This is a genomic window from Streptomyces sp. NPDC046379 (assembly GCF_055587785.1).
In genome coordinates, this window is record NZ_JBVJFP010000020.1 from 37,691 (window position 1) to 61,421 (window position 23,731).

Genomic DNA, 23,731 nt, shown 5'->3' on the forward strand with positions numbered 1-23,731 from the left:
GGGGCCCCGCGCAGCCCCGCCGATCTGGGAGGATCCCGGCATGCCCGCATCCCCGAGCACCGCCCGGGCCATCAACGACCGGCTCGCCCTGCGCCTGTTGCAGCAGGAGGGCCCGCTGACGGCGGGCCAGCTGAAGCAGCTGACCGGACTGTCCCGGCCCAGCGTCGCCGACCTCGTCGAGCGCCTCACCGCCTCCGGGCTGATCGCCGTCGTCGGCGAGGCGGGCGAGCAGCGCCGGGGGCCCAACGCCAAGCTCTACGGCATCGTCGCCGACCGGGCCCACCTCGCCGCGCTCGACGTGCGCACGGACGGCGTCTCCGTGGCCGTCTCCGACCTGGTCGGGCGGGTGCTCGCGGAGGCGTCCGCGCCGATCGTGACCGACGCCGGGACCGGGCCGGCGGTGGAGCGGGCGGTCGCGCTGGTCGAGCGGACGGCCAAGGAGGCGGGCGCGGACCGGCTGCACACCGTCGGGATCGGCGCGCCCGGCCTCATCGACCCGGCCACCGGGGAACTGCGGGACACCACCGGCCTGCCCGCCTGGCACCGCCGGTTCGTCGCGGCCCTCCAGGAACGGCTGCCCGAGGCCCGCGTCATCGTCGAGAACGAGACCAACCTCGCCGCCCTGGCCGAGCAGCGGGACGGGGCGGCGGGGGACCGGGACACGTTCGTCCTGCTGTGGCTCGGCCACGGCACGGGCGCGGCCGTCGTCCTGGACGGCGCCCTGCGCCGCGGGGCGTCCGGCGGCACCGGCGAGATTGGCTTCCTGCCGGTGCCGGGGACGACGGGGCTGCCGTCGGCGACGGACTGCGAGGGCGGCTTCCACTCGCTGGCGGGCTCCGCGGCCATCGCCCGCCTCGCCGGGGAGTACGGCCTGACCGGGACGCCGGCCGGGTCCGAGCCGCCGGCCGCGGCCGTCGTACGGGAGGCGGCGGCCCGGGACTTCGGCCCCGCCGCCCGCTTCCTCGACGCCCTCGCCGACCGGCTCGCCATCGGCGTCGCCTCGGTGGTCGCGGTGCTGGACCCCGGGTGCGTGGTCCTCGGCGGCGAGGTGGGCCAGGCCGGCGGCGACGCCCTCGCGCAGCGGGTCGCGGCACGCGTCCACCGCATGTCGCCGCTGCCGACCTCGGTGCGGGCGGGCGTGCTCGGCGGCGGGGCGGTCCTGCGGGGGGCGCTGCTGACGGCCCGCGACACGGCCCAGGACGAGCTGTTCGCACCGCCGGGGCGGTGAGCGTGCCGCACGGCACCGGGCCTCGGGTGTGTGCCTTGTGGCTGGGGCCAGCGTGCCGCACGGCGCCGGACCTCGGGGCGACGCTCACGGATCCCGGGCCCGCCGGGGCGGTACCGGTCGCCGCCCCCGGCGGCGGGGGCGTGGAGCGCCTCCCGGCCCGGCCGAGCCGCGGGGGGCGGTCCCCGAGCCTCCGCCCCCTCCGGCACCCCGGACGGCCACCTCGGCACCCGAGCCGCGGGGCGCCGACGCGCCCTCGCGGCCACAGGGCGCCGGGCAGCGACCGCCGGCGCACTCTCGGAGCCTCCGGCAGCGACCGCCGGCGCACCCCCCGGCGCCGCCCCGCCGCTCCCTCCCTCAGCCCCCGTTCCCCCCGAACCGCCCCGCCAGATACTCCTCGAACGTCCCCTTCCCCACCGCCCGTTCCGGCGTCAGATGACCGCCGGCCCGGAAAGCGCCGTAGGCGCGGCCCCACAGCGGCATGTTCACCAGGCGCCGGCGCCTGCCCGTGGCCCGCAGGTAGGAGCGGGCCAGCGACTCCAGCGTGCGGATCTCCGGGCCACCCATGTCCTCGACGCGCCCGGCGGGCCGCCCCGCCGCCAGCTCGGCCAGGCGGCCCGCCACCTCGGCCGCCTCCACGGGCTGGTCGCTCACCCCGGCCGGCACCGGCATGAGGGGCGCCTTCGACAGCCCCTGGAACAGGCGGGCCAGCAGGTCGTGGAACTGCGTCGCCCGCAGCACCGTCCAGCCCAGCCCCGACTCCTCGATCAGCCGCTCCACGGCCAGCTTGGACTCGTAGTAGCCGAACGGGACCCGGTCGACGCCGACGATCGAGATGTAGACCAGATGGCCCACCCCCGCCCGCCGCGCCGCCGCGATCAGATGCCCGGCCGCCTCCTCGTCGCCGCCGCGCGGCGAGCTGGCGCAGTGCACGATCGTGCCGGCGCCCTCGACGGCCGCGTCCAGCGCACCGCCGCCCTGGCGCAGGTCGACGGCGTACGGCTGGGCGCGCCTGCTGAGCACCCGCACCTCGTGCCCGTCCGCCCGCAGCCGCTGTACGACGAGCCGGCCCAGGGTTCCGGTACCGCCGGTCACCAGGATCGTGGTCATGCGCTTCAGTCCCTTCGGACGCCGTGCGCGCTCCGTTCCGGAACGCCTCTCGTCAGCTCGGACCGAGCAGCCCCGCTCGATGTGACAGTCACCTGCGTCCGCGCGAGCTGACGCCGTACGAAGTCCAGCTTGTCCGGGTTCCTCACATCGCGCAGGTCGGTGATCAGCCCGTCGCGCACGTCGAGGGTCACCACGTTCGCCACCGTGCCGTCCGTCCGGACGACCAGCGCGGGACGGCCGTTGACCTCCGCCGTGTCGACGTCCCAGGCGTCCGCCCCGCGGGCGACGCCGGCCAGGAAGCGGAGCACCTTCTCGCGCCCCACGATCGGCCGCAGCGCGGCGGTGACCCGGCCGCCGCCGTCGGACCACCAGGTCACGTCGTCGGCGAGCAGCTTCTCCAGCTCGGCCAGCGCCCCCTCGCGGGCCGCCGCGACGAACGAGACGACCAGTTCCTCCTGGCGCCGGGGCGCGGCGTCGAAGCGGCTCTCCTCGGCTTCGACCCGCGCCACCGCCCGTCGGTACAGCTGCCGGCAGTTCGCCTCGCCCAGCCCGAGCACGCCGGCGATCTCCCGGTATCCGTACCCGAACGCCTCGCGCAGCACATAGACCGCCCGTTCGGTGGGCGTGAGCCGCTCCAGCAGGACCAGCATCGCCAGCGACACGGCGTCCCGCTGCTCCGCCGAGTCCATGGGCCCGAGCGTGCCGTCGGAGGTGATCACCGGCTCCGGCAGCCAGGTCCCGACATAGCTCTCGCGCCTGACCCGGGCCGAGGTCAGCCGGTTCAGGCACAGGCGGGTGACGGTCTTGGCGAGCCAGGCGCCGGGCCGCTCGATCCGAGCCGGCCCGGCGCCGCTGAACCGCAGATACGCGTCCTGGACGATGTCCTCCGCCTCGTGGGCGGAGCCCAGCATCCGGTAGGCCAGCCCGAACAGGCGTGGCCGGTGGCTCTCGAACACCTCGGCGTGGTCCCTCGTCATGGCCCTCACCCTGCCAGAGCCCGCGGGGCGGCCATGGGGCGACCCGGCGGCGGGCAAGGGCCTTCGTCACCGCCGCCGGGCCGGTCTCAACGGGGTCAGCAGGCGCCGAGGTCCTGCCAGACCCCCCATTCGCCGGTGGTGCCGGGCTCCTCGCCCTGCGTCCACCACTTGGCCTTCCACGAGTGCCCCTTGTGGGACACCTGAGTACCGCCGCCGTACGCCGAGGTCGCGTTCCATGCCGGCGCGGTGCAGGCGCCGGGCGTCGGGGTGGGACCCGTCGGGTCCGGCGAGGGGCTCGTGCCGGAGCCCGGCTCCACCAGCGTGGTGCCGCGCGCCAGGTCCCCGGCCAGGGCGTACGTCGTGCCCGCGATGTTCACCGTCCAGTTCCAGGGGGTGGACACCGGCAGGTAGTAGTTGAAGGACAGCTCCACCGAGGCGCCGGGCGCCAGCGACTGCCAGGACGGCAGCTTCAGCGAGACGCGGTGGAAGTCGCCCTTCAGACCGCCGACGTTGGAGCCGGTGTGGTCGCTGCTGATCACCTTGGTGCCGAAGCCCGACTGGTCGGAGGCGTTGGCCGGGGCCGACGTGGAGTAGTCGAACTGGAACTCCGTGCCGCCCGGCAGCGCCGTCTTCGTGTTGTTGGTGATCTTCACCTTCGGGGTGATCGGGTAGTTGGAGTCGCCGAGCTTGAACTCGCCGAACTCCACGCCGATGTTCACGGCCTTCGTGGGCAGCGCCCGGTTGGAGACCTTCGCGCCGTAGGGCGTCGCCGACTTGAACTTGTCGTACATCAGCGAGGTGAGCGTGGAGCCGGGCTCGTACTGGCCCTTGGCGGCGTTCCACGCGTAGTCGCCCGCCAGTTCCCAGACCATCGTGCCGCCGATGCCGCGGTCCACGACGTAGTCCGCCTTGACGGCCACCGACTGCTCGTCCTCCGTGGACAGGAACACCTTCTTCTGCGCGTTCCACAGCCAGGGCGCGACCAGCGTGGAGTCGTACTTGCGGGCGTACGTGCCGGTGAGCTTCGTGTCCGCCGGGAAGCCGTAGTCCGTGACGTAGTCTCCGACGACGCCCTTCTCCAGGTTCTTCGCGTGCCACATCGGGTTGGAGCCGGCGGGCGACTCCTTGCCGTTGGAGTCCAGGTCGTGCCACAGGTTGTCGATGCCGACCGCGCCGTCACCGCACTTGGTCAGGCCCGAGCCCGCCGGGCACGTCGTCGCGGCGGCCCTGCCCCACAGCCCGTCGGTGCCGCCGGTGACGTTCTTGAAGCCGCGCGTGTAGTACGGCAGGCCGATGTTGATCCGGCCGGCCGGCATGGACCCGCGGAAGTAGTGGTAGGCCCAGTCGGTGTTGAGGTAGCCGATGCCGCCGTACTGCTGGCTGCCGTAGACGTTCGCCGCCGCCAGCTCCGCGTCCTTGCCGTCGTCGAACAGCGAGGCATTCGGGCCGACGTACTCGTTCCAGGCGCCGTGCAGGTCGTACGACATGATGTTGACGTAGTCCAGGTACTTCTGGACCTGGAAGGTCTCCATGCCGCGCAGCAGATAGCCGGACGAGGGCGCCGCCACCGTCAGCATGTAGTGCCGGCCGTCGGCCGCGCCCGCCCGGTCGAGCTTCTCCCGCAGCGTCTTCATCAGGGCCGCGTAGCCCTTGACCAGCCCGGCGCGGCGGGCGTTGGCGAAGGACCAGTCGAGCGGGTTGCCCGCGTCCTTCATCGTCGTCGGGTACTCGTAGTCGATGTCGACGCCGTTGAAGCCGTACTTGCGCAGGAAGTCCACCGTCGAGTTCGCGAACGTCTCGATGCCGGCCTGGTTGACCGAGCCGTCCGCGTTGGTGGCCATGGAGTAGAAGCCGCCGGAGTCGACGCGCTTGCCGCTCTCGTCGAAGTAGCCGCCGGTCTCCGCCCAGCCGCCCACCGAGATCAGCGTCTTGACGTCCGGGTGCTGCTTCTTGAACTTGCCGAGCAGGTTGAAGTGGCCCTTGTACGCGAACCCGGGGTCCATCTCGGCGCCCGCCACGCCCGGCCAGGTCATCCCGGTCGCCGGGTTCGCCGGGCCGTCCGCGCCGACGGAAATCTTGTTGGCCGAGTCGACGTGCGCGAAGGCGTAGTTGATGTGGGTGACCTTGTCCCACGGGATGTCCTTGGCGAGGTAGGCGGGCTTGCCGTCCTTGCCGGTGCGCCAGCCGGTGAAGTAGCCGATCACCCGGCGCTGGTGGTCGGCGCCCATCTTCTCGCGGCCGGCCGAGTCGTAGACCGAGCAGTAGGGGACGTCGACGCCGGGCGTGCGGTACAGCCCGTCGGGGCGACAGGACTCCTGGTCGGCGGCGTGCGAGACGGTGGCGGGAAGGGCGGCGAGCACCAGGCCCGCGGCCGCGGTGACCGCGGCGAACAGGGCGGGTCTGGTTCTGAGACGTGAGGGGGACAGCACAGTCGGATCCTCTCCACGGAAGTTGCGCAGACCCTAGAAAGGACTAGACCAGTGCGTCAATAGGTATGGACCAATCCGCCGGCCACGTTCTGTGAGCCACCCCACACGCATCGCCCCAATGGACGACTTCCGGACGTGGCACACTGGCCGTGTACCAGAAGCAGCGCACTCCGGGGTCGGTGAAAGTCCGAACCGGCGGTTACAGTCCGCGACCCGGTCGCCTCCAGCGGCCGGTTGACCAGGTGAAATTCCTGGACCGACGGTTAAAGTCCGGATGGGAGGCAGTGCGCGCGGGCGGGCATTCGTGCGCGCCGCCGTTGTCCGGTCCGCCCTCTCGGGCGGCCGTGTCCGGCGTCGCCCCGGTGTCCCCGTCCGTCTTTCTGTCGTTCCCGACAGCCCCGGAGTCCGTGCCCGAAGAGGCAGGAGGACCCGGGAAGTGTTCACCGGAATCGTCGAAGAGCTGGGCGAGGTCACCGCCGTGGAGTCCCTCGGCGACGCCTGTCGCTTCCGGCTGCGCGGCCCCGTCGTCACCGAGGACGCGAAACACGGCGACTCCATCGCCGTCAACGGCGTCTGCCTCACCGTCGTCGAGCACGAGGGCGACGAGTTCACCGCCGACGTGATGGCCGAGACCCTGCGGCGCTCCAGCCTCGGCGACCTCGTCGTCGGCTCCCGCGTCAACCTCGAACGCCCCACCGCGGTCGGCGCCCGCCTCGGCGGCCACATCGTCCAGGGCCACGTCGACGGCACCGGCCGGATCCTGGAGCGCACGCCCTCCGAGCACTGGGAGATCGTCGGCATCTCCCTCCCTCCCGGCCTCGCCCGCTACGTCGTCGAGAAGGGCTCCATCACCGTCGACGGCATCAGCCTCACCGTCGTGGAGGCCGGCGACGACCACTTCACCGTCAGCCTCATCCCCACCACCCTCGCCCTGACCACGCTCGGCTTCAAGCAGCCCGGCGACCCGGTCAACCTCGAGGTCGACATCGTCGCCAAGTACGTGGAGCGACTGCTCGCCGGTCGGGAGGCGGCCAAGTGAACTGGCTCAACCACGAGGCCTTCGTCCTCCTCGACCAGCGCATCCTCTGGTCCGACATGGTCGGCAACATATGCGGCCTGATCGCCCTCGCCCTCGGCTGGCGCCGCTCCCTGTGGACCTGGCCCGTGCAGTTCCTGGCCGGCCTGATCCTCTTCGGCGCGTTCTTCGGCCACCTCACCGGCAGCGCCGGCAAGCAGGCCGTGGTGATGGCCGTCGCGCTCTACGGCTGGTGGCAGTGGAACCGCGGCAAGGACAGGGGCGAGGACGGCCAGATCTCCGTCCGCTTCGCCACCTGGACCGAGCGCGCGGCCATGACCGCCGCCGCGGCGGCCGGAACCGTCGCCGTCGCCCTGCTGTTCAAGGCCTACCCCAGCCTGTCCTGGGACCCCTGGCCGGACGCCTACATCTTCGTCGGCACCATCGTCGCCATGTACGCGCAGGCCCGCGGCATGGTCGAGTTCTGGTTCGCCTGGCTGCTCGTCGACCTCGTCGGCGTGCCGCTCAACTTCGCCAACGGCTACGCCTTCTCCGGCTTCGTCTACGTCATCTACGGCGCGCTCGTCCTGTGGGGCCTGCGCGACTGGTGGCTGCGCTCGCGCCGGACCGGCCGGCCCGTCCCGGAAGGAGCGCCGGCATGACGGCGGCACACACCCTGTACCCCACCGACGGTCCCGAAGCCCTCGTCCTCGACCCCGTCGAGCAGGCGGTCGCCGACATCGCGGCCGGCCGCCCCGTCGTGGTCGTCGACGACGAGGACCGCGAGAACGAGGGCGACCTCGTCATCGCCGCCGAGAAGGCCACCCCCGAGATCGTCGCCTTCATGATGAGCGAGTGCCGCGGCCTGATCTGCGCCCCCATGGAGGGCGACGAACTCGACCGGCTCCGGCTGCCGCAGATGGTCGACGACAACACCGAGTCCATGAAGACGGCGTTCACCGTCTCCGTGGACGCCTCGCCCGCGCACGGCGTCACCACCGGCATCTCCGCCGCCGACCGCGCCACCACCCTCCGCCTCCTGGCGAGCGGCGCCGCCGAACCGGGCGACCTGGTCCGCCCAGGCCACATCTTCCCGCTGCGCGCCCGGCCCGGCGGCGTCCTCGCCCGCAACGGCCACACGGAGGCCGCCGTCGACCTCGCCCGCCTCGCGGGACTGCGCCCGGCCGGCGCCATCGTGGAGATCGCCGGCGAGGACGGCAGCATGCTGCGCCTGCCCGAGCTGATCCCGTTCGCCCGCAAGCACGGGCTGACGATCATCTCCATCGAGGACCTGGTCGCCTACCGCCGCTCCGCCGAGCCCACCGTCCGCCGCGAGGCCGAGGTGCACCTGCCGACCGCGCACGGCACCTTCACGGCGTACGGCTACCGCTCCACCGTCGACGGCGTCGAGCACGTCGCCCTGGTGCACGGCGGGATCGGCGACGGCGAGGACGTCCTCGTCCGCGTCCACTCCGAATGCCTCACCGGCGACGTCTTCGGCTCCGCCCGCTGCGACTGCGGCCCCCAGCTCGACGCCTCGCTCGAACGCATCCGGCAAGAGGGCCGGGGCGTCGTCGTCTACCTGCGCGGACACGAGGGCCGCGGCATCGGACTGCTGTCCAAGCTGCGCGCCTACGAGCTCCAGGAGCGCGGCCGGGACACCCTGGACGCCAACCTGGAACTGGGCCTGCCCGCCGACGCCCGCGACTACGGCGCCGGCGCGCAGATCCTGGCCGACCTCGGCGTGCGCAGCCTCCGCCTGATGACCAACAACCCCGAGAAGACCGACGCGCTCGCCCGCCACGGCCTGCGGGTCACCGCACGCGAGCCGATGCCCGTGACCGCGGGCGAGCACAACCTCCACTACCTGCGCACCAAGCGCGACCGGATGGGACACGACCTGCCCTGGCTGGACACGCCCGCCGTGTCCACCTGCGGCAACCAGTAGGCCGACCGGCCGACAGGCCGGCAGCACCGAGGAGAGACGAGAACGTGAGCGGCAAGGGCGCACCGGAACTGTCCGTACGCAACGTCGGCGACCTGCGGGTCGCCGTCATCGCGGCGCAGTGGCACGAAAAGGTGATGGACGGACTGGTGGACGGCGCCCTGCGCGCCCTGCACGACCTCGGCATCGACGAGCCGACCCTGCTGCGGGTCCCCGGCAGCTGGGAGCTCCCGGTCGTCGCCAAGGTCCTGGCCGGCCGGGGCTACGACGCGATCGTCGCCCTCGGCGTCGTCATCCGCGGCGGCACCCCGCACTTCGACTACGTCTGCCAGGGCGTCACCCAGGGCCTCGCCCAGGTCAGCGTCGACACCGGTGTCCCCGTCGGCTTCGGCGTGCTGACCTGCGACACCGAGGAACAGGCCCTGGACCGGGCCGGCATCGAGGGCTCCAGCGAGGACAAGGGGCACGAGGCCGTCACCGCCGCGGTCGCCACCGCGGCCACCCTGCGTTCAGTATCCGAACCCTGGCGCTGAGCGGCGCCCGGTAGCGCGTAGGGTGAGGGACACCATGTCCAAGAAGACGTTCGAGGAGCTCTTCGCCGAGCTCCAGCAGAAGGCCGCCACCGGCGACCCCGCCACTTCCCGCACCGCAGAACTGGTCGGCAAGGGCGTCCACGCCATCGGCAAGAAGGTCGTCGAAGAGGCCGCCGAGGTCTGGATGGCCGCCGAGTACGAGGGCAAGGAGGCGGCGGCCGAGGAGATCTCCCAGCTGCTGTACCACGTCCAGGTGATGATGGTCGCCCGCGGGATCTCCCTGGACGACGTCTACGCCCACCTGTGAACCGAAGCCCGCGAAACCCGCCCCCTCACACGAAGGAAGCCGACCTCATGCTGCGCATCGCCGTCCCCAACAAGGGTTCACTCTCCGGCCCTGCGGCGGACATGCTGCATGAGGCCGGCTACCAGCAGCGCCGCGAGTCCAAGGAACTGCGCATCGTCGACCCGGACAACGAGGTCGAGTTCTTCTACCTCCGCCCCCGCGACATCGCGATCTACGTCTCCGCCGGCCGCCTCGACATCGGCATCACCGGCCGCGACCTGCTGATCGACTCCGGCGCCAACGCCGAGGAGATCCTCCCCCTCGGCTTCGCCCGCTCCACCTTCCGCTACGCCACCAAGCCCGGCACCGCGAACGGCGTCGAGGACCTGAACGGCATGACGGTCGCCACCTCCTACGAGGGCATCGTGGCGGGGCACCTCGCCGACCACGGCATCGACGCCTCCGTCGTCCACCTCGACGGCGCCGTCGAGACGGCCATCGAGCTGGGCGTCGCCGAGGTCATCGCGGATGTCGTGGAGACCGGCACCTCGCTGCGCAACGCCGGGCTGGAGGTCATCGGCGAGCCGATCATGAAGTCCGAGGCGGTCGTGATCCGCCGGGTCGGCGCGGAGGCCGACGAGCCCAAGGTGCAGCAGTTCCTGCGGCGCCTCCAGGGCGTCCTGGTCGCCCGGACGTACGTGATGATGGACTACGACTGCCGGGTCGAGCAGCTGGAGAAGGCCGTGGCCCTCACCCCGGGTCTGGAGTCGCCGACCATCTCGCCGCTGCACAACGAGGGCTGGGTAGCCGTCCGCGCCATGGTGCCCGCCAAGGACGCCCAGCGGATCATGGACGACCTGTACGCCATCGGCGCGCGGGCCATCCTGACCACGGCCATCCACGCCTGCCGGCTCTGAAGGGCGCCGCACCGATGTCCGACCCGATCACCCTCCCCGTCACCTTCCGGCCGGCCCGCACCCGGGCCGTGCTGGTCGCCGCCGCCGTGGCGATCTTCCTCACGGTCGCGCTGATCGCGCTGCTGCTGCCCACCCTCAGCCCCGCCGAGCGGCTCAGCTTCATCCTCACCGGCGCCCTGCTGGCCGCGGTGGCGCTGGTGCTGGCCCGCCCCAAGGTGGTCGCCGAGGAGTCCGGCGTCACCGTCGTCAACTTCGCGAGCACCCGCAGGCTCGCGTGGGCGGAAATCGTCCAGGTGCATCTGCGGGTCGGCGACCCCTGGGTGTTCCTCGACCTCAGCGACGGCAGCAGCCTGGCCGCCATCGGCATCCAGCCCGGCATCGACAAGCAGCAGGCCATCGCCGACGCCGGCGCCCTGCGGGCGCTGGTCGAGGCCCGGACGGCGCAACATCCGGGCTGACCGAGGCCGTTCACCCTGCCACAGTCGCCCATGTCTTGATTAATCTGGTGGCGGAGGCGTTCCGGTGACGCCTCCGCCCCTGTCGTCGCCGCCCGGCGCGCAGGGGTTCCTGCTACCAGAGGAGTGACCCCCTCCGGCGATGGACGGATCGTCCTGCAGTACCTGCGCCGCCCCCTGCCGACATAGCGCGGAACCGGTCCGCGACCGGGCGGAGGCGGCGGCGACATGACCATCCCCCTGCTGCTCCTGGCAGCCGCTTTCCTGCTCATCCTCGCCAACGGCTTCTTCGTAGCGGCCGAGTTCGGCCTCGTGACGGTGGACCGCCCCGACGCCGAACGCGCCGCCGCCGAGGGCGACCGGCGCGCGCTCCGGGTCGTCGCGTCGCTGAGGGAGCTGTCCTTCCAGCTCTCCGGCACCCAGCTCGGCATCACCCTCACCTCCCTCGTCGTCGGCATGCTCGCCGAACCGGCCCTCGCCCAGCTGCTCGACGGCCCGCTCACCGCCGCCGGGCTGCCCGGGGGCGCGGTGCCCGGCGTGTCCGTGGCCGTCGGCATGCTCGCGGCCTCCGCCGTGCAGATGGTCGTCGGCGAACTGGTGCCGAAGAACTGGGCGGTGTCCCGGCCGCTCCAGGTCGCGCGCTTCGTCGCCGGCCCGCAGCACGCCTTCGCCCGGGTGTTCCGGCCGGTCATCGCCGGGCTGAACGCCGTCGCCAACCGGCTGGTGCGCGCGATGGGCGTCGAGCCGACCGAGGAACTGGCCTCGGCCCGCACCCCCGGCGAACTCGTCTCCCTGGCCCGGCACTCCGCACGGGCCGGCGCCCTGGAACAGGACACCGCCGACCTGTTCGTGCGGACCCTGTCGCTCGCCGACCTGACCGCGCAGCACGTCATGACGCCGCGCGTGAGGGTGAGCGCGCTGCAGTCCTCGGCCACCGCCGAGGACGTCGTCAACCTGACCCGGGCGACCGGCCTGTCCCGCTTCCCCGTCTACCGGGAGCGGATCGACGAAATCGTCGGCATGGTCCACCTCAAGGACGCCCTCGCGGTGCCCGCGTCCGAACGGCTGCGCACCCCCGTCGGCCGGATCGCCCGCCCGGCGCTGCTCGTCCCCGAGACGCTGCCGGTCCGACCGCTGCTGGCCCGGCTGCGCAGCGAACAGCCGATCGCGGTCGTGGTCGACGAGTACGGCGGCACGGCCGGGGTCGTCACCCTGGAGGACATCGTCGAGGAGATCGTCGGCGAGGTCCGCGACGAGCACGACGGGCAGGACCTGCCCGAGCTCGCCGCCGCTCCGCCCGAGGACGGCCGGCCCGCCTGGGACGCCGACGGAAGCTGCCGGGTCGACCTGCTGCGCGGCATCGGCCTCGACGTGCCCGAGGGCCCCTACGAGACGGTGGCCGGCCTGGTCGCCGACCTGCTCGGCCGGATCCCCGCCGTGGGCGACCGGGCCGAGCTGCCGGGCTGGCGGCTGGCCGTGCGCCGGGTGGGGCACTACCGCGCCGAGCGCGTGCGCCTGATCCGCACCGCCGACGCCCCGGCCGTCGTGGAGGCCGTGCGATGACCCTGCTCCAACTGCTGTTCGCGGCCCTGCTGGTGCTCGCCAACGGCTTCTTCGTCGGCGCCGAGTTCGCGCTGGTGTCGGTGCGCCGCAGCCAGATCGAACCGCTCGGCACGGCCCGGGCCCGCCAGGTCCTGCACGGCCTGGAGCACCTGCCGCAGATGATGGCCGCCGCCCAGTTCGGCATCACCGTCTGCTCGCTGACGCTCGGCGCGGTCGCCGAGCCGACGGTGGCGCACCTGCTGGAACCGGTCTTCGCCTTCGTCCATCTGCCGCACGCGATGATCCACCCGCTGGGCTACGTCATCGCGCTCGCCACCGTCGTCTTCTTCCACCTCGTCATCGGCGAGATGGTCCCGAAGAACCTGGCGATGGCGGCGCCGGAGAAGGCCGCGCTCTGGCTCAGCCCCGGCCTGGTCGCCTTCGCACGCCTGTGCCGGCCGATCACGGTCGCCCTCGGGGCGTGCGCGCAGGGCGTGCTGCGCCTGTTCCGCGTCGAACCCAAGGACGAGGTCGAGGCCGTCTTCACCAGCGAGCAGCTCAACCGGCTGGTGGAGGACTCCGGCCAGGCCGGCCTGCTCGACCCGGAGGAGGCCGAACGCCTGGAGGACGCCCTGGAACTGGGCTCCCGCCCGGTGACGGACGTGCTCCTGCGGCGGGAGTCCCTGGTGACGGTCGCCCCGTCGGTCACCCCGGCCCGGATCGTCGAGCTGACCGCCCGCACCGGGTACTCCCGCTTCCCGGTCGCCGCGGGCGCCGGCGCCTTCATGGGCTATCTGCACGTCAAGGACGTCCTGGACCTGGAGGACTCCGACCGTGCCGTCCCCCAGCACCTGTGGCGTCCCATGACCACCCTGCGCGCGGAACTCCCCCTGGACGACGCCCTGACGGTGATGCGCCGCGCCGGCGCCCACCTGGCGCAGGTGGCCGATGCCTCGGGCCGGGTGCTGGGCCTGGTCGCCCTGGAGGACGTACTGGAACTCCTGGTGGGCGAGGTCCACGACCCCGCCCATCACCACCCGTCGGCGCCGGCCCCGACCCTGTCGGGCCCTCGCGCGAGCGAGGAGGCGCTGGCGGGCTGAGCGGGACCCGGGCGGCGGGTTCCTCCTGGGCGGTGCGGGTCACCGCGGGGGGAGGGCCCGCCGCCGTCGGCTCCCCGGGCCGCGGCGGTGGAGTGCGGCGGGCCGGGACGGCGTGCGGTCGCAGGAACCGGGTCCGGGGACGTCAGAGCGACGACGGGTCGTGCGGGCTCCGGCCCGAGAGGACCTCGCCGTAGGCCTGCATGAGGTCGGGGAGGCGGAGGGTGGCCAGGTCCTCGCGGGACAGGGCGCCCGGGTAGGCCGACAGCCGCAGGTCGCGATAGGCGCAGCTCTTCTCGTACAGGGTGCGCAGGAAGCGGCCGTTGCCCAGTTCGTCGATCCAGCCCTGGTCCACCACGTGCCCCGCGATCGAGCGCAGCTCCTCCAGGGACTCCTCGTCCCACAAGTCGCCGTTCTCGGCCGCCAGCACCTCGCCGATGCGGGTCAGTTCCAGGGGGCGGTACGACGGGAAGTCGACGCGGGTGGTGAAACGGGAGGACAGACCGGGGTTGGCGGCGAGGAGGCGGTCCATGCCCTCGGGGTAGCCGGCGAGGATCACCACGAGGTGGTCGCGGTTGTCCTCGGCCCGCTTCAGCAGCACCTGCAGCGCCTCGTCGCCGTACGCGTCGCCCTTGCCGTAGCCGGAGTTGGACAGGGAGTACGCCTCGTCGACGAAGAGCACCCCGCCCAGCGCGGAGTCGATCAGCTCGTTGGCCTTCACCGCGGTCTGGCCCAGATACTCGCCGACCAGGTCAGCGCGCTGTGCCTCCACGAGGTGGTCGCCGCCGAGCAGTCCCAGCGCGTAGAAGACGCGGCCCAGGATGCGGGCCACCGTGGTCTTGCCGGTGCCGGACGGGCCGGAGAAGACGAAGTGCCGTTTCGGCGGCTGCACCGGCAGGCCCTGCCCGGCCCGCAGCCGCGCCATGTTCAGCTGTGCCGACAACGCCTTGACCTGGCGTTTCACCGGCTCCAGCCCCACCATGCGCTCCAGCTCGGCGAGCGCCTCCTCCAGTAACCCCGGGTCGGTGGGGCCGGTCGGCAGCGGCTGTGCGGGCCCGGACTTGGCGCGCACCGCCGGGTCGGCGGCGGCCGGCGGGGGACCGGCAGGCGGCGGCGCCGGGTCGGTCGGTCGCAGGTCCCGGCCCTCGATGCCGAACAACGGGTCGAGCGCGTCGGGGCCGTCCACGGTGTCCTGCCCGGCGCCGGTGAGCGTGATCGGGGCGAGGTCGGCCGAGTCGTCGTACCCGTCGCCCTCGGCGATCGCCGCCAGCCGGGCCGAGGTGTCCATGAACGCGGGGTCGACGCGGTGCACCGCCCGGTACAGCGGGAGCGCCGCCGCCGAGCGGCCGGTCCCCTCGTGGGCGCGGGCCAGCCAGTAACGCAGCTCCTTGCGCTGCGGCTGCTCGCTGCGGCACCGCATCAGCGCCGCCGACAGCAGCGGCTCCGCCTGCCCGTACATCTCCAGCCGGACCCGGGCCATCCCCCCGAACAGCCCCGCCTCGATGCCGAGCAGCGGATCGTCGAGCAGTGGATCGGTGTGCCGTACCAGTTGCTCCCAGTCCTTGACCAGATAGGCTCGGCACGCGTGCAGGAACCGCACCTGCTGGTCCGCGTCGACCGGCGGCAGTCCGGCGAGGGCCCGGTCCAGCTCGGGGACATGGCGGCCGTCCAGCCAGTGCGAGGCGTGCGCCAGCAGCAGATCGCGCGGGCTCTCCAGCACCGGCTGCACCCACCAGCCCAGCCAGTACCAGGAGTTGAGCGAGCGCCGGTGCCGGGCCCGCTGTTCCCCGAAGCGGTCGCGGTGCCGGAACATCCGCAGCAGCGCCGTCGTCGTGTCCACGCGCAGCGCGTGCAGCCCGAGCCAGCCGTCGGCCATCCCGGGATCCAGCCGTACCGCCGTCCGGAACTCCTCCTCCGCCTGCGGATACGCGCCCATGGTGTACGCGTCCACGCCGCGCAGCCAGGCCAGGTCGGCCGGGGCCTCGGGGCCCTGGGTGCCGAAGTCCATTCCGTCCCCCCACAAACCGTGCCCCCGCTGGTTCGCCGCCGGGCTGTCGCCCGTCGGCCGACTTGGTCGAACCGCCGTTCCGCGGGCGGGAGTTGCCCGCAGTGCGCAGAGCTGCGTCCGTAGGTCGCACCGAGGGCATCGTACCCGTCGGTCGGTGCCTGCCGAAGGGTGCCGCGAGGACGTTTGGCGAGGTCGGAGCGGGCGCGCGCGGGCCGGCGATGGTGACCGAGCGTGATCGGATCAGGCCGGGTGACGCCCGGAGAGGGCTGTCGAGCGCAGAACGAAGCCCCCGGTCACGGGGGAACAACCGGGGGCTTCGTGTCTGGGGGCGGTCTCCTGCGACCGCACATTCAGAACGTAAGACCTGTACGGCCCCCCGGTCAAGCCGAGTTGAAGCACTCGACCGACTTCCCGCGCAAGGGTCTTCACAGGTTCAGCACATTGCGGGCGGGTCGTCACCGAGGGTTACCGTGCGGTGCGGATCGGCCGTTCTCAGCGGTCCCGGGAGCACCTCGTACCCCTCCCGCAACTGACGTACCAACAGATCCGCGAAGGGCCGGGAGGGGTCCTCGGTGAAATGCCGCCGCTCCGCCCCGACCCACCCGGCCCAGAACTCCCGCTGCTCCTCCCCGTCCCGCACCCGCCCCCGCGCCCACGCCTCCTCGCGCGGCACGTCCAGCCACAGCAGGCACGCCAGGTGCGGCCGCAGGGCGCGCCGGCCGGCCCCGACGCCCTCGACGAGGACCACCGGGGCGGGCGGCAGCGGGCGCGGCGGGCCGAAGGCGCGGGCACGCCAGTCGTAGGGCGCGTAGTACGCCGTCCGGCCGTGGCGCAGCGGCTCGATCACCTCGGCGCGCAGCCGCGCCGTCCAGTCGAACAGCTCGTCGTGGCTGGCGATGTCGTCCAGGTGCAGTACCGGCGCCCCGTCCAGCGCCGCGGCCAGATGCCCGGCGAAAGTGGACTTCCCCGAGCCCGCGTGCCCGTCGACGCCGACGAGCCGGACGGGGCCGCAGGACGGCGGCAGCGCGCGCAGCCCGCGGGCCAGACGCTCCGGCACCGACCGGGCGGGGTGGGACGGCTGCGAGGACGGGGCGGCGGGAGGCGACACACCCTCATCATCCCCCGCGCGCCACCGCGTTGCGCACCGGCCGTGCCAGTGGTCACTACCAATGACGGTGGACACGGCGTGGTCCGAAGTGCTGGCAGCGGACGCCTCCGGCGGCCATAGTTGGCGCACACATCCGTGCGGACCCAGCCCGCCCCGACTCGTCCCCCGGGAGTCCTGTGCCCATGAGCAGACCCGAACAGCCGTCCCGCAGAAGCGTCCTGGCCGCGGCGGTCGCCGCCGCGGTCGCCGGCAGCACGGGCTCCGCGATGGCCCGCCCGGCGACCTCCGGCCCGTCCCCGGCGACCGCCCGCCCCGTCGACAACCGCGCCTGGACCACGTACACCGACTGGCGCGGCGGCACCGGACAGGGCACCCGCGTCGTCGCCGGCCCGCGCCCCGGCATCGCCGTCGCCGCCCCGGCCGGCACCACCGCGTACACCGACCCGCACACCGGCCGCACCGCCGACTGGGAGTACGCGACCTGGACCTCCCCGGTCCACCGGCTCACCGTCCCCGCCACGGAGGTCGTCCCCTCCTGGAACGCGCACACCCCCGAGGGCACCTGGCTCCAGGTCGAGCTGCGCGGCACGTACTCCGACGGCACGGACACCCCCTGGTACGTCATGGGCCGCTGGGCGGCCGGCGACCAGGACATCCGGCGCACCTCGGTCGACGACCAGACCGACGGCAAGAGCACCGTCTGGACGGACACCTTCGCCGTCGACGACGCGTCCACGGGCCTGCGCCTGACCTCGTACCGCCTGCGCCTGACCCTCTACCGCAGGCCGGGCACCCGCCTCACCCCCACGGTGTGGCGGCTCGGCGCGATGGGCTCCGACGTTCCCGACCGCTTCGAGGTGCCCGCCACCACGCCCGGCCTCGCCCGGGAACTCGCGGTGCCGCGTTACTCGCAGGAGATCCACAAGGGCCAGTACCCCGAGTACGACAACGGCGGCGAGGCCTGGTGCAGCCCCACCTCCTCGCAGATGATCATCGAGTACTGGGGCGGCCGGCTCACCGAGGAGCAGCTCGCGTGGGTCGACCCGGCCTTCGCCGACCCGCAGGTCTGCCACGCCGCCCGCCACACCTACGACCATCAGTACGCCGGCTGCGGCAACTGGCCGTTCAACGCCGCCTACGCCGCCACCTTCAAGGGCATCCAGGGCGTGGTCACCCGCCTCGGCTCGCTGACCGACCTGGAGCGGCTGATCGCGGCCGGCATCCCGGCCATAACGTCCCAGTCCTTCCGCGCCGAGGAGCTGACGGGCGCAGGCTACGGCACCGCCGGCCACCTGATGACCGTGATCGGTTTCACCGCCGACGGCGACGTCATCGCCAACGACCCTGCCTCGCCGAGCAACGAGGAGGTGCGGCGGGTCTACCGGCGGCGCGAGTGGGAGAACATCTGGCTGCGAACCAAGCGCCACAACGCCAGCGGCAAGGTCGTCTCCGGCACCGGCGGGGTCTGCTACCTGTACTTCCCGGCGCGTCCGACCCCGGCCCAGCGCAGGGCGCTCGCGGCGGTGGGCGTGCGCTGAGCCCCCGTGCGTCCGCGGCCCCCGGCTTTCCGGCCGGGGGCCGTCGCGCTGTCCGGCGGTCCGGCTGTGAGGAAGCTCTCTGCCGCGCACGGCGCGGACGATGGCAAGGTGGAGCAATCGGTGGGGGGACCGGGGGAGACCACTGCACGCACGAGACCAGCGAGATGCCATGACCGCGAACACCGCCACCGCCACCCGCGTCCGCACCGGCGGGCCCCGTGAGGACGGCCCCCAGATCGTCGAGCACATCATGGGCTGGACGCTCGTCGTGGTGCTGTCGATGCTGGTGACCCAGCTCGGCCTGCTCTGACCGTACGCACCATCGCCCGTCCGTTCGCCGTCCGACGGCACGGCCGCGGGCCCGGCACGGTGGCACCCTCCCGCCGCGGTCGTCCGGCGGCCCCGTGCAACCGGGCCGCCCTCGGCCCGGCCGGCATCACGCCCGGCGGTGCGGCCGGGCGGTCGGTGGACAGTGGGTCGCACCGCCCCGCGCCGGCCTCCGGCCCCGGGCCGGGACCAGCGGGCGCCTCCACGGCGCGGAGGGGCACGGGCACCCCGAAGCCGATCGGCCCGCCCCTCCCCGCGCCGCGATGCGCGGGGTCGCGCAGCGTTGCACGGGGCCGTGCCTCGCACCCCTGCCGCCCACCGCCGCCGAGGACGCCCGGCGGGACGATGCGGGCGACCGTGGAACCGGACCCCGCCCCTCCGCCCCGGCCTCCGCGCGCCGCGGCCGATGCGTCACCGGCAATTCTTGAAGTAAGCGGTCGTTAACCGGTGACGCGATCTCCGCGATCGGGCATACTCACAGCGCACAGCCCGCTGATCAGCGCTTCCGCGACCCGGAGCGCCCCGGCCGGCTGGGCGCCACAGAGCCACCCGGCGGAGCCGCCCACCCACGGTGCCCTCCCGCCGCCGTGCCCGAAAGGGAGGAGAGCGTCGCCATGCCCGACCGCGCCCCGCAGCCGGTGGACCGGCAACTGCCCACGGACGAGGCCAGGGACCTGATCTCCCTCGTCCGCGACATCGCGCAGCGCGAGATCGCGCCGCACGCGGCCGAGGAGGAGGACGCCGGACGCTTCCCGCGCGAGGTCTTCACCCTCCTGTCCGAGGCCGGACTGCTCGGCCTGCCCTACGACTCCGAACACGGCGGCGGCGACCAGCCGTACGAGGTCTACCTCCAGGTCCTCGAGGAGCTGGCCGCGGCCCGGCTGACCGTCGGCCTCGGCGTCAGCGTCCACACCCTCGCCTCCTACGCCCTCGCCACGCACGGCACCAAGGAGCAGCGGGTCGAGCACCTGCCCGCGGTCCTCGGCGGAGGGCTGCTCGGCGCCTACTGCCTCTCCGAGCCGTCCTCCGGCTCCGACGCCGCCTCGCTGCGCACCCGGGCGGTCCGCGACGGCGACGACTGGGTGATCACCGGCACCAAGGCCTGGATCACCCACGGCGGCGTCGCCGACTTCTACACCGTCATGGCCCGCACCGGCGAGGAGGGCCCGCGCGGCATCACCGCGTTCCTCGTGCCCGGCGACGCCGAGGGGCTGAGCGCGGCGGCACCGGAGAAGAAGATGGGCATGAAGGGCTCGCCCACCGCACAGATCCACTTCGACGGCGTGCGCGTCCCCGACGCCCGGCGCCTCGGCGACGAGGGCCAGGGCTTCGCCATCGCGCTGGCCGCCCTCGACTCCGGACGGCTCGGCATCGCGGCGTGCGCGATCGGCGTCGCCCAGGCGGCGCTGGACGAGGCGGTCGGCTACGCCACCGAGCGGCGCCAGTTCGGCCGGCCGATCGCCGACTTCCAGGGGCTGCGCTTCATGCTGGCCGACATGGCCACCCAGATCGAGGCCGGCCGGGCCCTGTACCTGGCGGCGGCCCGGCTGCGCGACGCGGGCCGCCCCTTCGCCAAGCAGGCGGCCATGGCCAAGCTGCACTGCACGGACACGGCGATGAAGGTCGCCACGGACGCCGTGCAGGTCCTCGGCGGCTACGGCTACACGGCCGACTTCCCCGTCGAGCGCTACCTGCGTGAGGCCAAGGTCCTGCAGATCGTCGAGGGCACCAACCAGATCCAGCGCATGGTCATCGCCCGTCACCTCGCGGGTCCCGAGTCGCGGCGCTGAACTGCCCCGGCCGGACCAGGGGCGCCGCGAGCCGGACCCACTCCGGGTCGTGGCGTCCGGGCAGCGTCCGGCCGCCCTTGGCCCAGGCGCGGACGAGATCGCGGTAGATGGGCGGGTCCTGCGGCGGCGGAGCGGGCTGCGCGGGCGTGCGCGGGACCGTTTCCGCTGCTGCGGGGACGAGCATGCGGTACTGACGCCCGGTCGCGGTGTGGGTGGGGGTCATATCCGGGCAACGCGGAAACGGCCGGACAGGTCACCGGCCCGCGCAATCGAGCATGAGTTCCCGGCCGTCCGGGGACGTGCCGGAGCCGCCCCGCGCGTCAGGACGCGGGGCGGCCGACCGGTCGGCGAAACGTGCGGGGGCGCGACGCTCAGGCGGCGTGGCGGCGCATCGACGGCACGCGCATCGGGCGCGAGCCCGGGCCGCCGACGTGCGAGAACGGCTGCGTCCGCCAGTCGAGGCCCTGCGGCAGGGTCAGCAGCAGGGCGGTGTCCTGCTCCTGCGGCTCCACGGTCTCGTCCGCGGGCCGGGCGTCGGCGGCGCTGCGGCCGGTGCCGCGGCACACCGTGAGGCCGAACGGGTTCCACGGAGAGGCGCACAGCGCGTGCTCCGGCAGGAACTCCTCGTCCGACAGCAGGGCGATGGGCTGCGCGCAGTCCGGGCAGATCACCCGGTACATCTCGAAGGTGTCGTACGCGTCTGCCTCGTCGGCGTCGAAGGCGTCGGGTTCGACGCCCTCCGGCTCGGGCTCGGCGACCGGCTGGAGTCGCTTGGGCGCGGTACGACCAGGGCGTTGAAGACTCTGCATGGGATTCTCCCCCTCGGGCTGGGCCGTGACGGCAGTGCGGCCTCGACCACAGCAAGCACTTCCCGTCCGCCCGGCGGGGTAATCACGAGCACATCACGGAGAGCGCGCCGAGGCTGTGGCGTTGGTCACATGCCGTGCACAGGCGCCCGCCCGCGCGACCGGCGGGGGCACATCACGAACCGGTTATGACCTGCGCTGCACGGGTATCCGCGGAGATCACCCGCACTGTAGGTTCTTGCGCCATGGAGGAGCTGGACCGACAGATCGTGCAGCTGCTCGTCAAGGACGGGCGGATGAGCTACACCGACCTGGGCAAGGCCACGGGCCTGTCCACGTCGGCCGTGCACCAGCGCGTGCGCCGGCTGGAACAGCGCGGCGTCATCCGCGGCTACGCCGCCGTCGTGGACCCGGAGGCGGTCGGGCTGCCGATGACGGCGTTCATCTCGGTGAAGCCGTTCGACCCCAGCGCCCCCGACGACATCGCCGAACGCCTCGCCGGCGTCCCCGAGATCGAGGCCTGCCACAGCGTCGCCGGCGACGAGAACTACATCCTGAAGGTGCGCGTGGCCACCCCGCACGAGCTGGAGGAACTGCTGGCGCGGGTGCGTTCCCTCGCGGGCGTCTCGACCCGTACGACGGTCGTCCTGTCCACCCCCTACGAGGCCCGGCCGCCGCGCATCTGACACCGCGCCGTCCGGCGGCGAGCCCCGCGTGCGGGAGGCCCGGCGCGGCGCGGGAAACTGTCCGTCATGAGTGAGCGCACCGCCCCGACCGAGACCGTCCTGCTCCGCCGCGGAGAGGTCCACAGCCCCGCCGACCCGTTCGCCACGGCCATGGTCGTCGAACGCGGCCACATCGCCTGGGTCGGCTCCGAGGGCGCGGCCGACGCCTTCGCCGACGGCGTGGACGAGGTGGTCGACCTCGACGGCGCCCTGGTCACCCCGGCGTTCACCGACGCGCACGTGCACACCACCTCCACCGGCCTCGCGCTCACCGGCCTCGACCTGTCCGGCGCGCCCTCCCTGGAGGCGGCCCTGGCGAAGGTGCGGGAGTTCGCCGCCGCCCGCCCCCACGACCGGGTGCTCCTCGGGCACGGCTGGGACGCCTCGCGCTGGCCCGGCGGCCGTCCCCCGGCCCGCGCCGAACTGGACGAGGCCACCGGCGGGCGGCCCCTGTACCTGAGCCGCATCGACGTCCACTCCGCCGTCGTCACGACCGCCCTGCTCGACCTGGTCGCCGCAGACGTCCCGCGCGAGGACGCCCCGCTCACCCGCGACGCCCACCACGCCGTCCGCGCCGCCGCCCTCGCCGCCGTCGGGCCGGCCCAGCGCGCACAGGCGCAGCGCGCCGCCCTCGCGCACGCGGCCTCCCTCGGCATCGGCGCGGTCCACGAGTGCGGCGGCCCCGAGATCTCCTCCGAGGACGACTTCACCGGCCTGCTGCGGCTCGCCGCCGAGGAACCCGGAATCAGGGTCGTCGGCTACTGGGCCGAACGCGACGTCGACAAGGCCCGCGAGCTGGGCGCGCTCGGCGCCGCCGGGGACCTGTTCGTCGACGGCGCCCTCGGCTCGCACACCGCCTGCCTGCACCGGCCGTACGCCGACGCCGGCCACACCGGCACCGCCTACCTGGACGCCGCGGACGTCGCCGCCCATGTCGTCGCCTGCACCGAGGCGGGGATCCAGGCCGGTTTCCACGCGATCGGCGACGCGGCCGTGACCGCGGTCGTGGAGGGCGTGCGCGCCGCCGCCGAGAAGGTCGGCCTCGCCCGCATCCGGGCCGCCCGGCACCGCGTCGAGCACGCCGAGATGCTCACCCCCGAGACCGTCGCCGCCTTCGCCGAGCTGGGCCTGACCGCGTCCGTCCAGCCGGCCTTCGACGCGCTGTGGGGCGGCGAGGACGGCATGTACGCCGAGCGCCTCGGCGCAGAGCGCGCCCGGACCCTGAACCCCTTCGCCGCCCTGCTGCGCGCCGGCGTGCCCCTCGCCCTCGGCTCCGACAGCCCGGTCACGCCCCTGGACCCCTGGGGCACGGTCCGCGCCGCCGCCTTCCACCGCACGCCGGAGCACCGGGTCTCGGTCCGCGCGGCGTTCACGGCGCACACGCGCGGCGGCTGGCGGGCGGTCGGCCGGGACGACGCCGGTGTCCTGGTGCCCGGCGCGCCCGCGGACTACGCCGTGTGGCGCACCGGCGAGCTGGTCGTGCAGGCCCCCGACGACCGGGTCGCCCGCTGGTCGACCGACCCGCGTTCCGGCACGCCGGGCCTGCCCGATCTCAGCCCCGGGACGGACCTGCCCGTCTGCCTGCGCACGGTGGTGGGCGGACGGACGGTCTTCGTACGGCCGGGCGAGTGATCTCCACGGGCCGGACGGCACGGCCCGCGCGGCGGGGCGGCGTCGCGCGACCTGCGTATCTCCGGGCGGGGCCCCCGCACGCGGGTGAACCCGCAGGTCGGACGGCTGTTGACAGGCGGCGGTCCGGGGCCGGTAGGTTCGGCCGGGTCCACCACGGGACGCCCGACCGGGGACGTCCGCAACTCGCCGTGGCGCCGCTGGGTCAGGGACGGTGTACCGCACCGGGGCACCGTCGCTGGGAGCCAGGCGCAGCGACCGCGCCCACG

21 protein-coding genes and 1 riboswitch are annotated in these 23,731 nt (G+C 73.7%); of the genes, 15 read left to right on the plus strand and 6 right to left on the minus strand.

The window, feature by feature from the left end:
* Positions 1-40 precede the first annotated feature (40 nt).
* A complete protein-coding gene (locus tag ACZ6KF_RS28700) occupies positions 41-1,228 on the plus strand; it encodes an ROK family transcriptional regulator (protein WP_356636015.1) in 1,188 nt (395 codons plus the stop codon).
* 354 nt (positions 1,229-1,582) lie between these two features.
* Here the strand turns inward: ACZ6KF_RS28700 and ACZ6KF_RS28705 are convergent, their stop codons facing one another.
* The 3 genes from ACZ6KF_RS28705 to ACZ6KF_RS28715 form a co-directional block, all read right to left on the minus strand.
* Positions 1,583-2,335, minus strand: a complete 753-nt coding sequence (locus ACZ6KF_RS28705; protein ID WP_469160133.1) for an SDR family oxidoreductase — start codon at positions 2,333-2,335, stop codon at positions 1,583-1,585.
* Between the two features lie 5 nt (positions 2,336-2,340).
* Positions 2,341-3,312, minus strand: coding sequence for an RNA polymerase sigma-70 factor (locus tag ACZ6KF_RS28710; protein WP_469240986.1), 972 nt, complete (start codon positions 3,310-3,312; stop codon positions 2,341-2,343).
* A 95-nt stretch (positions 3,313-3,407) separates the two neighbouring features.
* The gene (locus ACZ6KF_RS28715; protein ID WP_469240988.1) at positions 3,408-5,741 is read right to left on the minus strand and encodes a chitinase C-terminal domain-containing protein; all 2,334 of its coding nucleotides are present in this window, start codon (positions 5,739-5,741) and stop codon (positions 3,408-3,410) included.
* A 161-nt stretch (positions 5,742-5,902) separates the two neighbouring features.
* A riboswitch (FMN riboswitch) is annotated at positions 5,903-6,033 on the plus strand.
* Positions 6,034-6,177: 144 nt separating this feature from the next.
* On the opposite strand from ACZ6KF_RS28715, the gene ACZ6KF_RS28720 reads away from it, so the two are divergent.
* The 9 genes from ACZ6KF_RS28720 to ACZ6KF_RS28760 all read left to right on the plus strand — a co-directional run bounded on the left by ACZ6KF_RS28720 (position 6,178) and on the right by ACZ6KF_RS28760 (position 13,534).
* On the plus strand, positions 6,178-6,780 hold the full coding sequence (locus ACZ6KF_RS28720) for a riboflavin synthase (protein WP_469240990.1): 603 nt from the start codon (positions 6,178-6,180) through the stop codon (positions 6,778-6,780).
* Positions 6,777-7,418, plus strand: a complete 642-nt coding sequence (locus tag ACZ6KF_RS28725) for a nicotinamide mononucleotide transporter family protein (protein WP_356636005.1) — start codon at positions 6,777-6,779, stop codon at positions 7,416-7,418. The genes ACZ6KF_RS28720 and ACZ6KF_RS28725 overlap by 4 nt, the downstream gene beginning before the upstream one ends.
* Positions 7,415-8,704: a bifunctional 3,4-dihydroxy-2-butanone-4-phosphate synthase/GTP cyclohydrolase II gene (locus tag ACZ6KF_RS28730; RefSeq protein WP_356636003.1), complete on the plus strand. Its 1,290-nt coding sequence runs from the start codon at positions 7,415-7,417 to the stop codon at positions 8,702-8,704. Before ACZ6KF_RS28725 ends, ACZ6KF_RS28730 begins: the two co-directional genes overlap by 4 nt.
* A 44-nt stretch (positions 8,705-8,748) precedes the next feature.
* Entirely contained in the window at positions 8,749-9,234 is a 486-nt protein-coding gene (gene ribH / locus ACZ6KF_RS28735) for a 6,7-dimethyl-8-ribityllumazine synthase (protein WP_356636001.1), read from the plus strand.
* Between the two features lie 34 nt (positions 9,235-9,268).
* On the plus strand, positions 9,269-9,541 hold the full coding sequence (locus tag ACZ6KF_RS28740; RefSeq protein WP_055636932.1) for a phosphoribosyl-ATP diphosphatase: 273 nt from the start codon (positions 9,269-9,271) through the stop codon (positions 9,539-9,541).
* 47 nt (positions 9,542-9,588) lie between these two features.
* The gene (gene hisG, locus ACZ6KF_RS28745; protein WP_356635999.1) at positions 9,589-10,437 is read left to right on the plus strand and encodes an ATP phosphoribosyltransferase; all 849 of its coding nucleotides are present in this window, start codon (positions 9,589-9,591) and stop codon (positions 10,435-10,437) included.
* 14 nt (positions 10,438-10,451) lie between these two features.
* Positions 10,452-10,895: a PH domain-containing protein gene (locus ACZ6KF_RS28750; protein WP_356635997.1), complete on the plus strand. Its 444-nt coding sequence runs from the start codon at positions 10,452-10,454 to the stop codon at positions 10,893-10,895.
* A gap of 225 nt (positions 10,896-11,120) precedes the next feature.
* The gene (locus ACZ6KF_RS28755) at positions 11,121-12,455 is read left to right on the plus strand and encodes a hemolysin family protein (protein WP_469160126.1); all 1,335 of its coding nucleotides are present in this window, start codon (positions 11,121-11,123) and stop codon (positions 12,453-12,455) included.
* Complete coding sequence (locus ACZ6KF_RS28760) at positions 12,452-13,534, plus strand: hemolysin family protein (protein WP_469240993.1); 1,083 nt, start codon at positions 12,452-12,454, stop codon at positions 13,532-13,534. The genes ACZ6KF_RS28755 and ACZ6KF_RS28760 overlap by 4 nt, the downstream gene beginning before the upstream one ends.
* A gap of 142 nt (positions 13,535-13,676) precedes the next feature.
* On the opposite strand, the gene ACZ6KF_RS28765 is transcribed toward ACZ6KF_RS28760, so the two are convergent.
* The gene (locus ACZ6KF_RS28765; RefSeq protein ID WP_469176347.1) at positions 13,677-15,539 is read right to left on the minus strand and encodes an AAA family ATPase; all 1,863 of its coding nucleotides are present in this window, start codon (positions 15,537-15,539) and stop codon (positions 13,677-13,679) included.
* 433 nt (positions 15,540-15,972) lie between these two features.
* Positions 15,973-16,596, minus strand: coding sequence for a uridine kinase family protein (locus ACZ6KF_RS28770; protein WP_469241018.1), 624 nt, complete (start codon positions 16,594-16,596; stop codon positions 15,973-15,975).
* Positions 16,597-16,829: 233 nt separating this feature from the next.
* On the opposite strand from ACZ6KF_RS28770, the gene ACZ6KF_RS28775 reads away from it, so the two are divergent.
* The 3 genes from ACZ6KF_RS28775 to ACZ6KF_RS28785 all read left to right on the plus strand — a co-directional run bounded on the left by ACZ6KF_RS28775 (position 16,830) and on the right by ACZ6KF_RS28785 (position 20,302).
* The gene (locus ACZ6KF_RS28775) at positions 16,830-18,185 is read left to right on the plus strand and encodes a peptidase C39 family protein (protein WP_469240994.1); all 1,356 of its coding nucleotides are present in this window, start codon (positions 16,830-16,832) and stop codon (positions 18,183-18,185) included.
* Positions 18,186-18,354: 169 nt separating this feature from the next.
* Positions 18,355-18,495 carry an SCO1431 family membrane protein gene (locus tag ACZ6KF_RS28780; RefSeq protein ID WP_356636244.1) on the plus strand — a complete coding sequence of 47 codons (141 nt, stop codon included), beginning with the start codon at positions 18,355-18,357 and terminating at the stop codon, positions 18,493-18,495.
* A gap of 631 nt (positions 18,496-19,126) precedes the next feature.
* Positions 19,127-20,302: an acyl-CoA dehydrogenase gene (locus tag ACZ6KF_RS28785; RefSeq protein ID WP_469160123.1), complete on the plus strand. Its 1,176-nt coding sequence runs from the start codon at positions 19,127-19,129 to the stop codon at positions 20,300-20,302.
* Between the two features lie 371 nt (positions 20,303-20,673).
* Here the strand turns inward: ACZ6KF_RS28785 and ACZ6KF_RS28790 are convergent, their stop codons facing one another.
* Positions 20,674-21,111, minus strand: a complete 438-nt coding sequence (locus tag ACZ6KF_RS28790; RefSeq protein ID WP_356636240.1) for a hypothetical protein — start codon at positions 21,109-21,111, stop codon at positions 20,674-20,676.
* Positions 21,112-21,353: 242 nt separating this feature from the next.
* Between ACZ6KF_RS28790 and ACZ6KF_RS28795 the strand changes: the two genes are divergently transcribed.
* Together ACZ6KF_RS28795 and ACZ6KF_RS28800 are read left to right on the plus strand one after the other, a co-directional pair.
* Positions 21,354-21,794, plus strand: a complete 441-nt coding sequence (locus ACZ6KF_RS28795) for an Lrp/AsnC family transcriptional regulator (protein ID WP_039932055.1) — start codon at positions 21,354-21,356, stop codon at positions 21,792-21,794.
* Positions 21,795-21,860: 66 nt separating this feature from the next.
* Positions 21,861-23,465, plus strand: a complete 1,605-nt coding sequence (locus tag ACZ6KF_RS28800) for an amidohydrolase (RefSeq protein ID WP_356636237.1) — start codon at positions 21,861-21,863, stop codon at positions 23,463-23,465.
* The last annotated feature ends 266 nt before the right edge of the window (positions 23,466-23,731 follow it).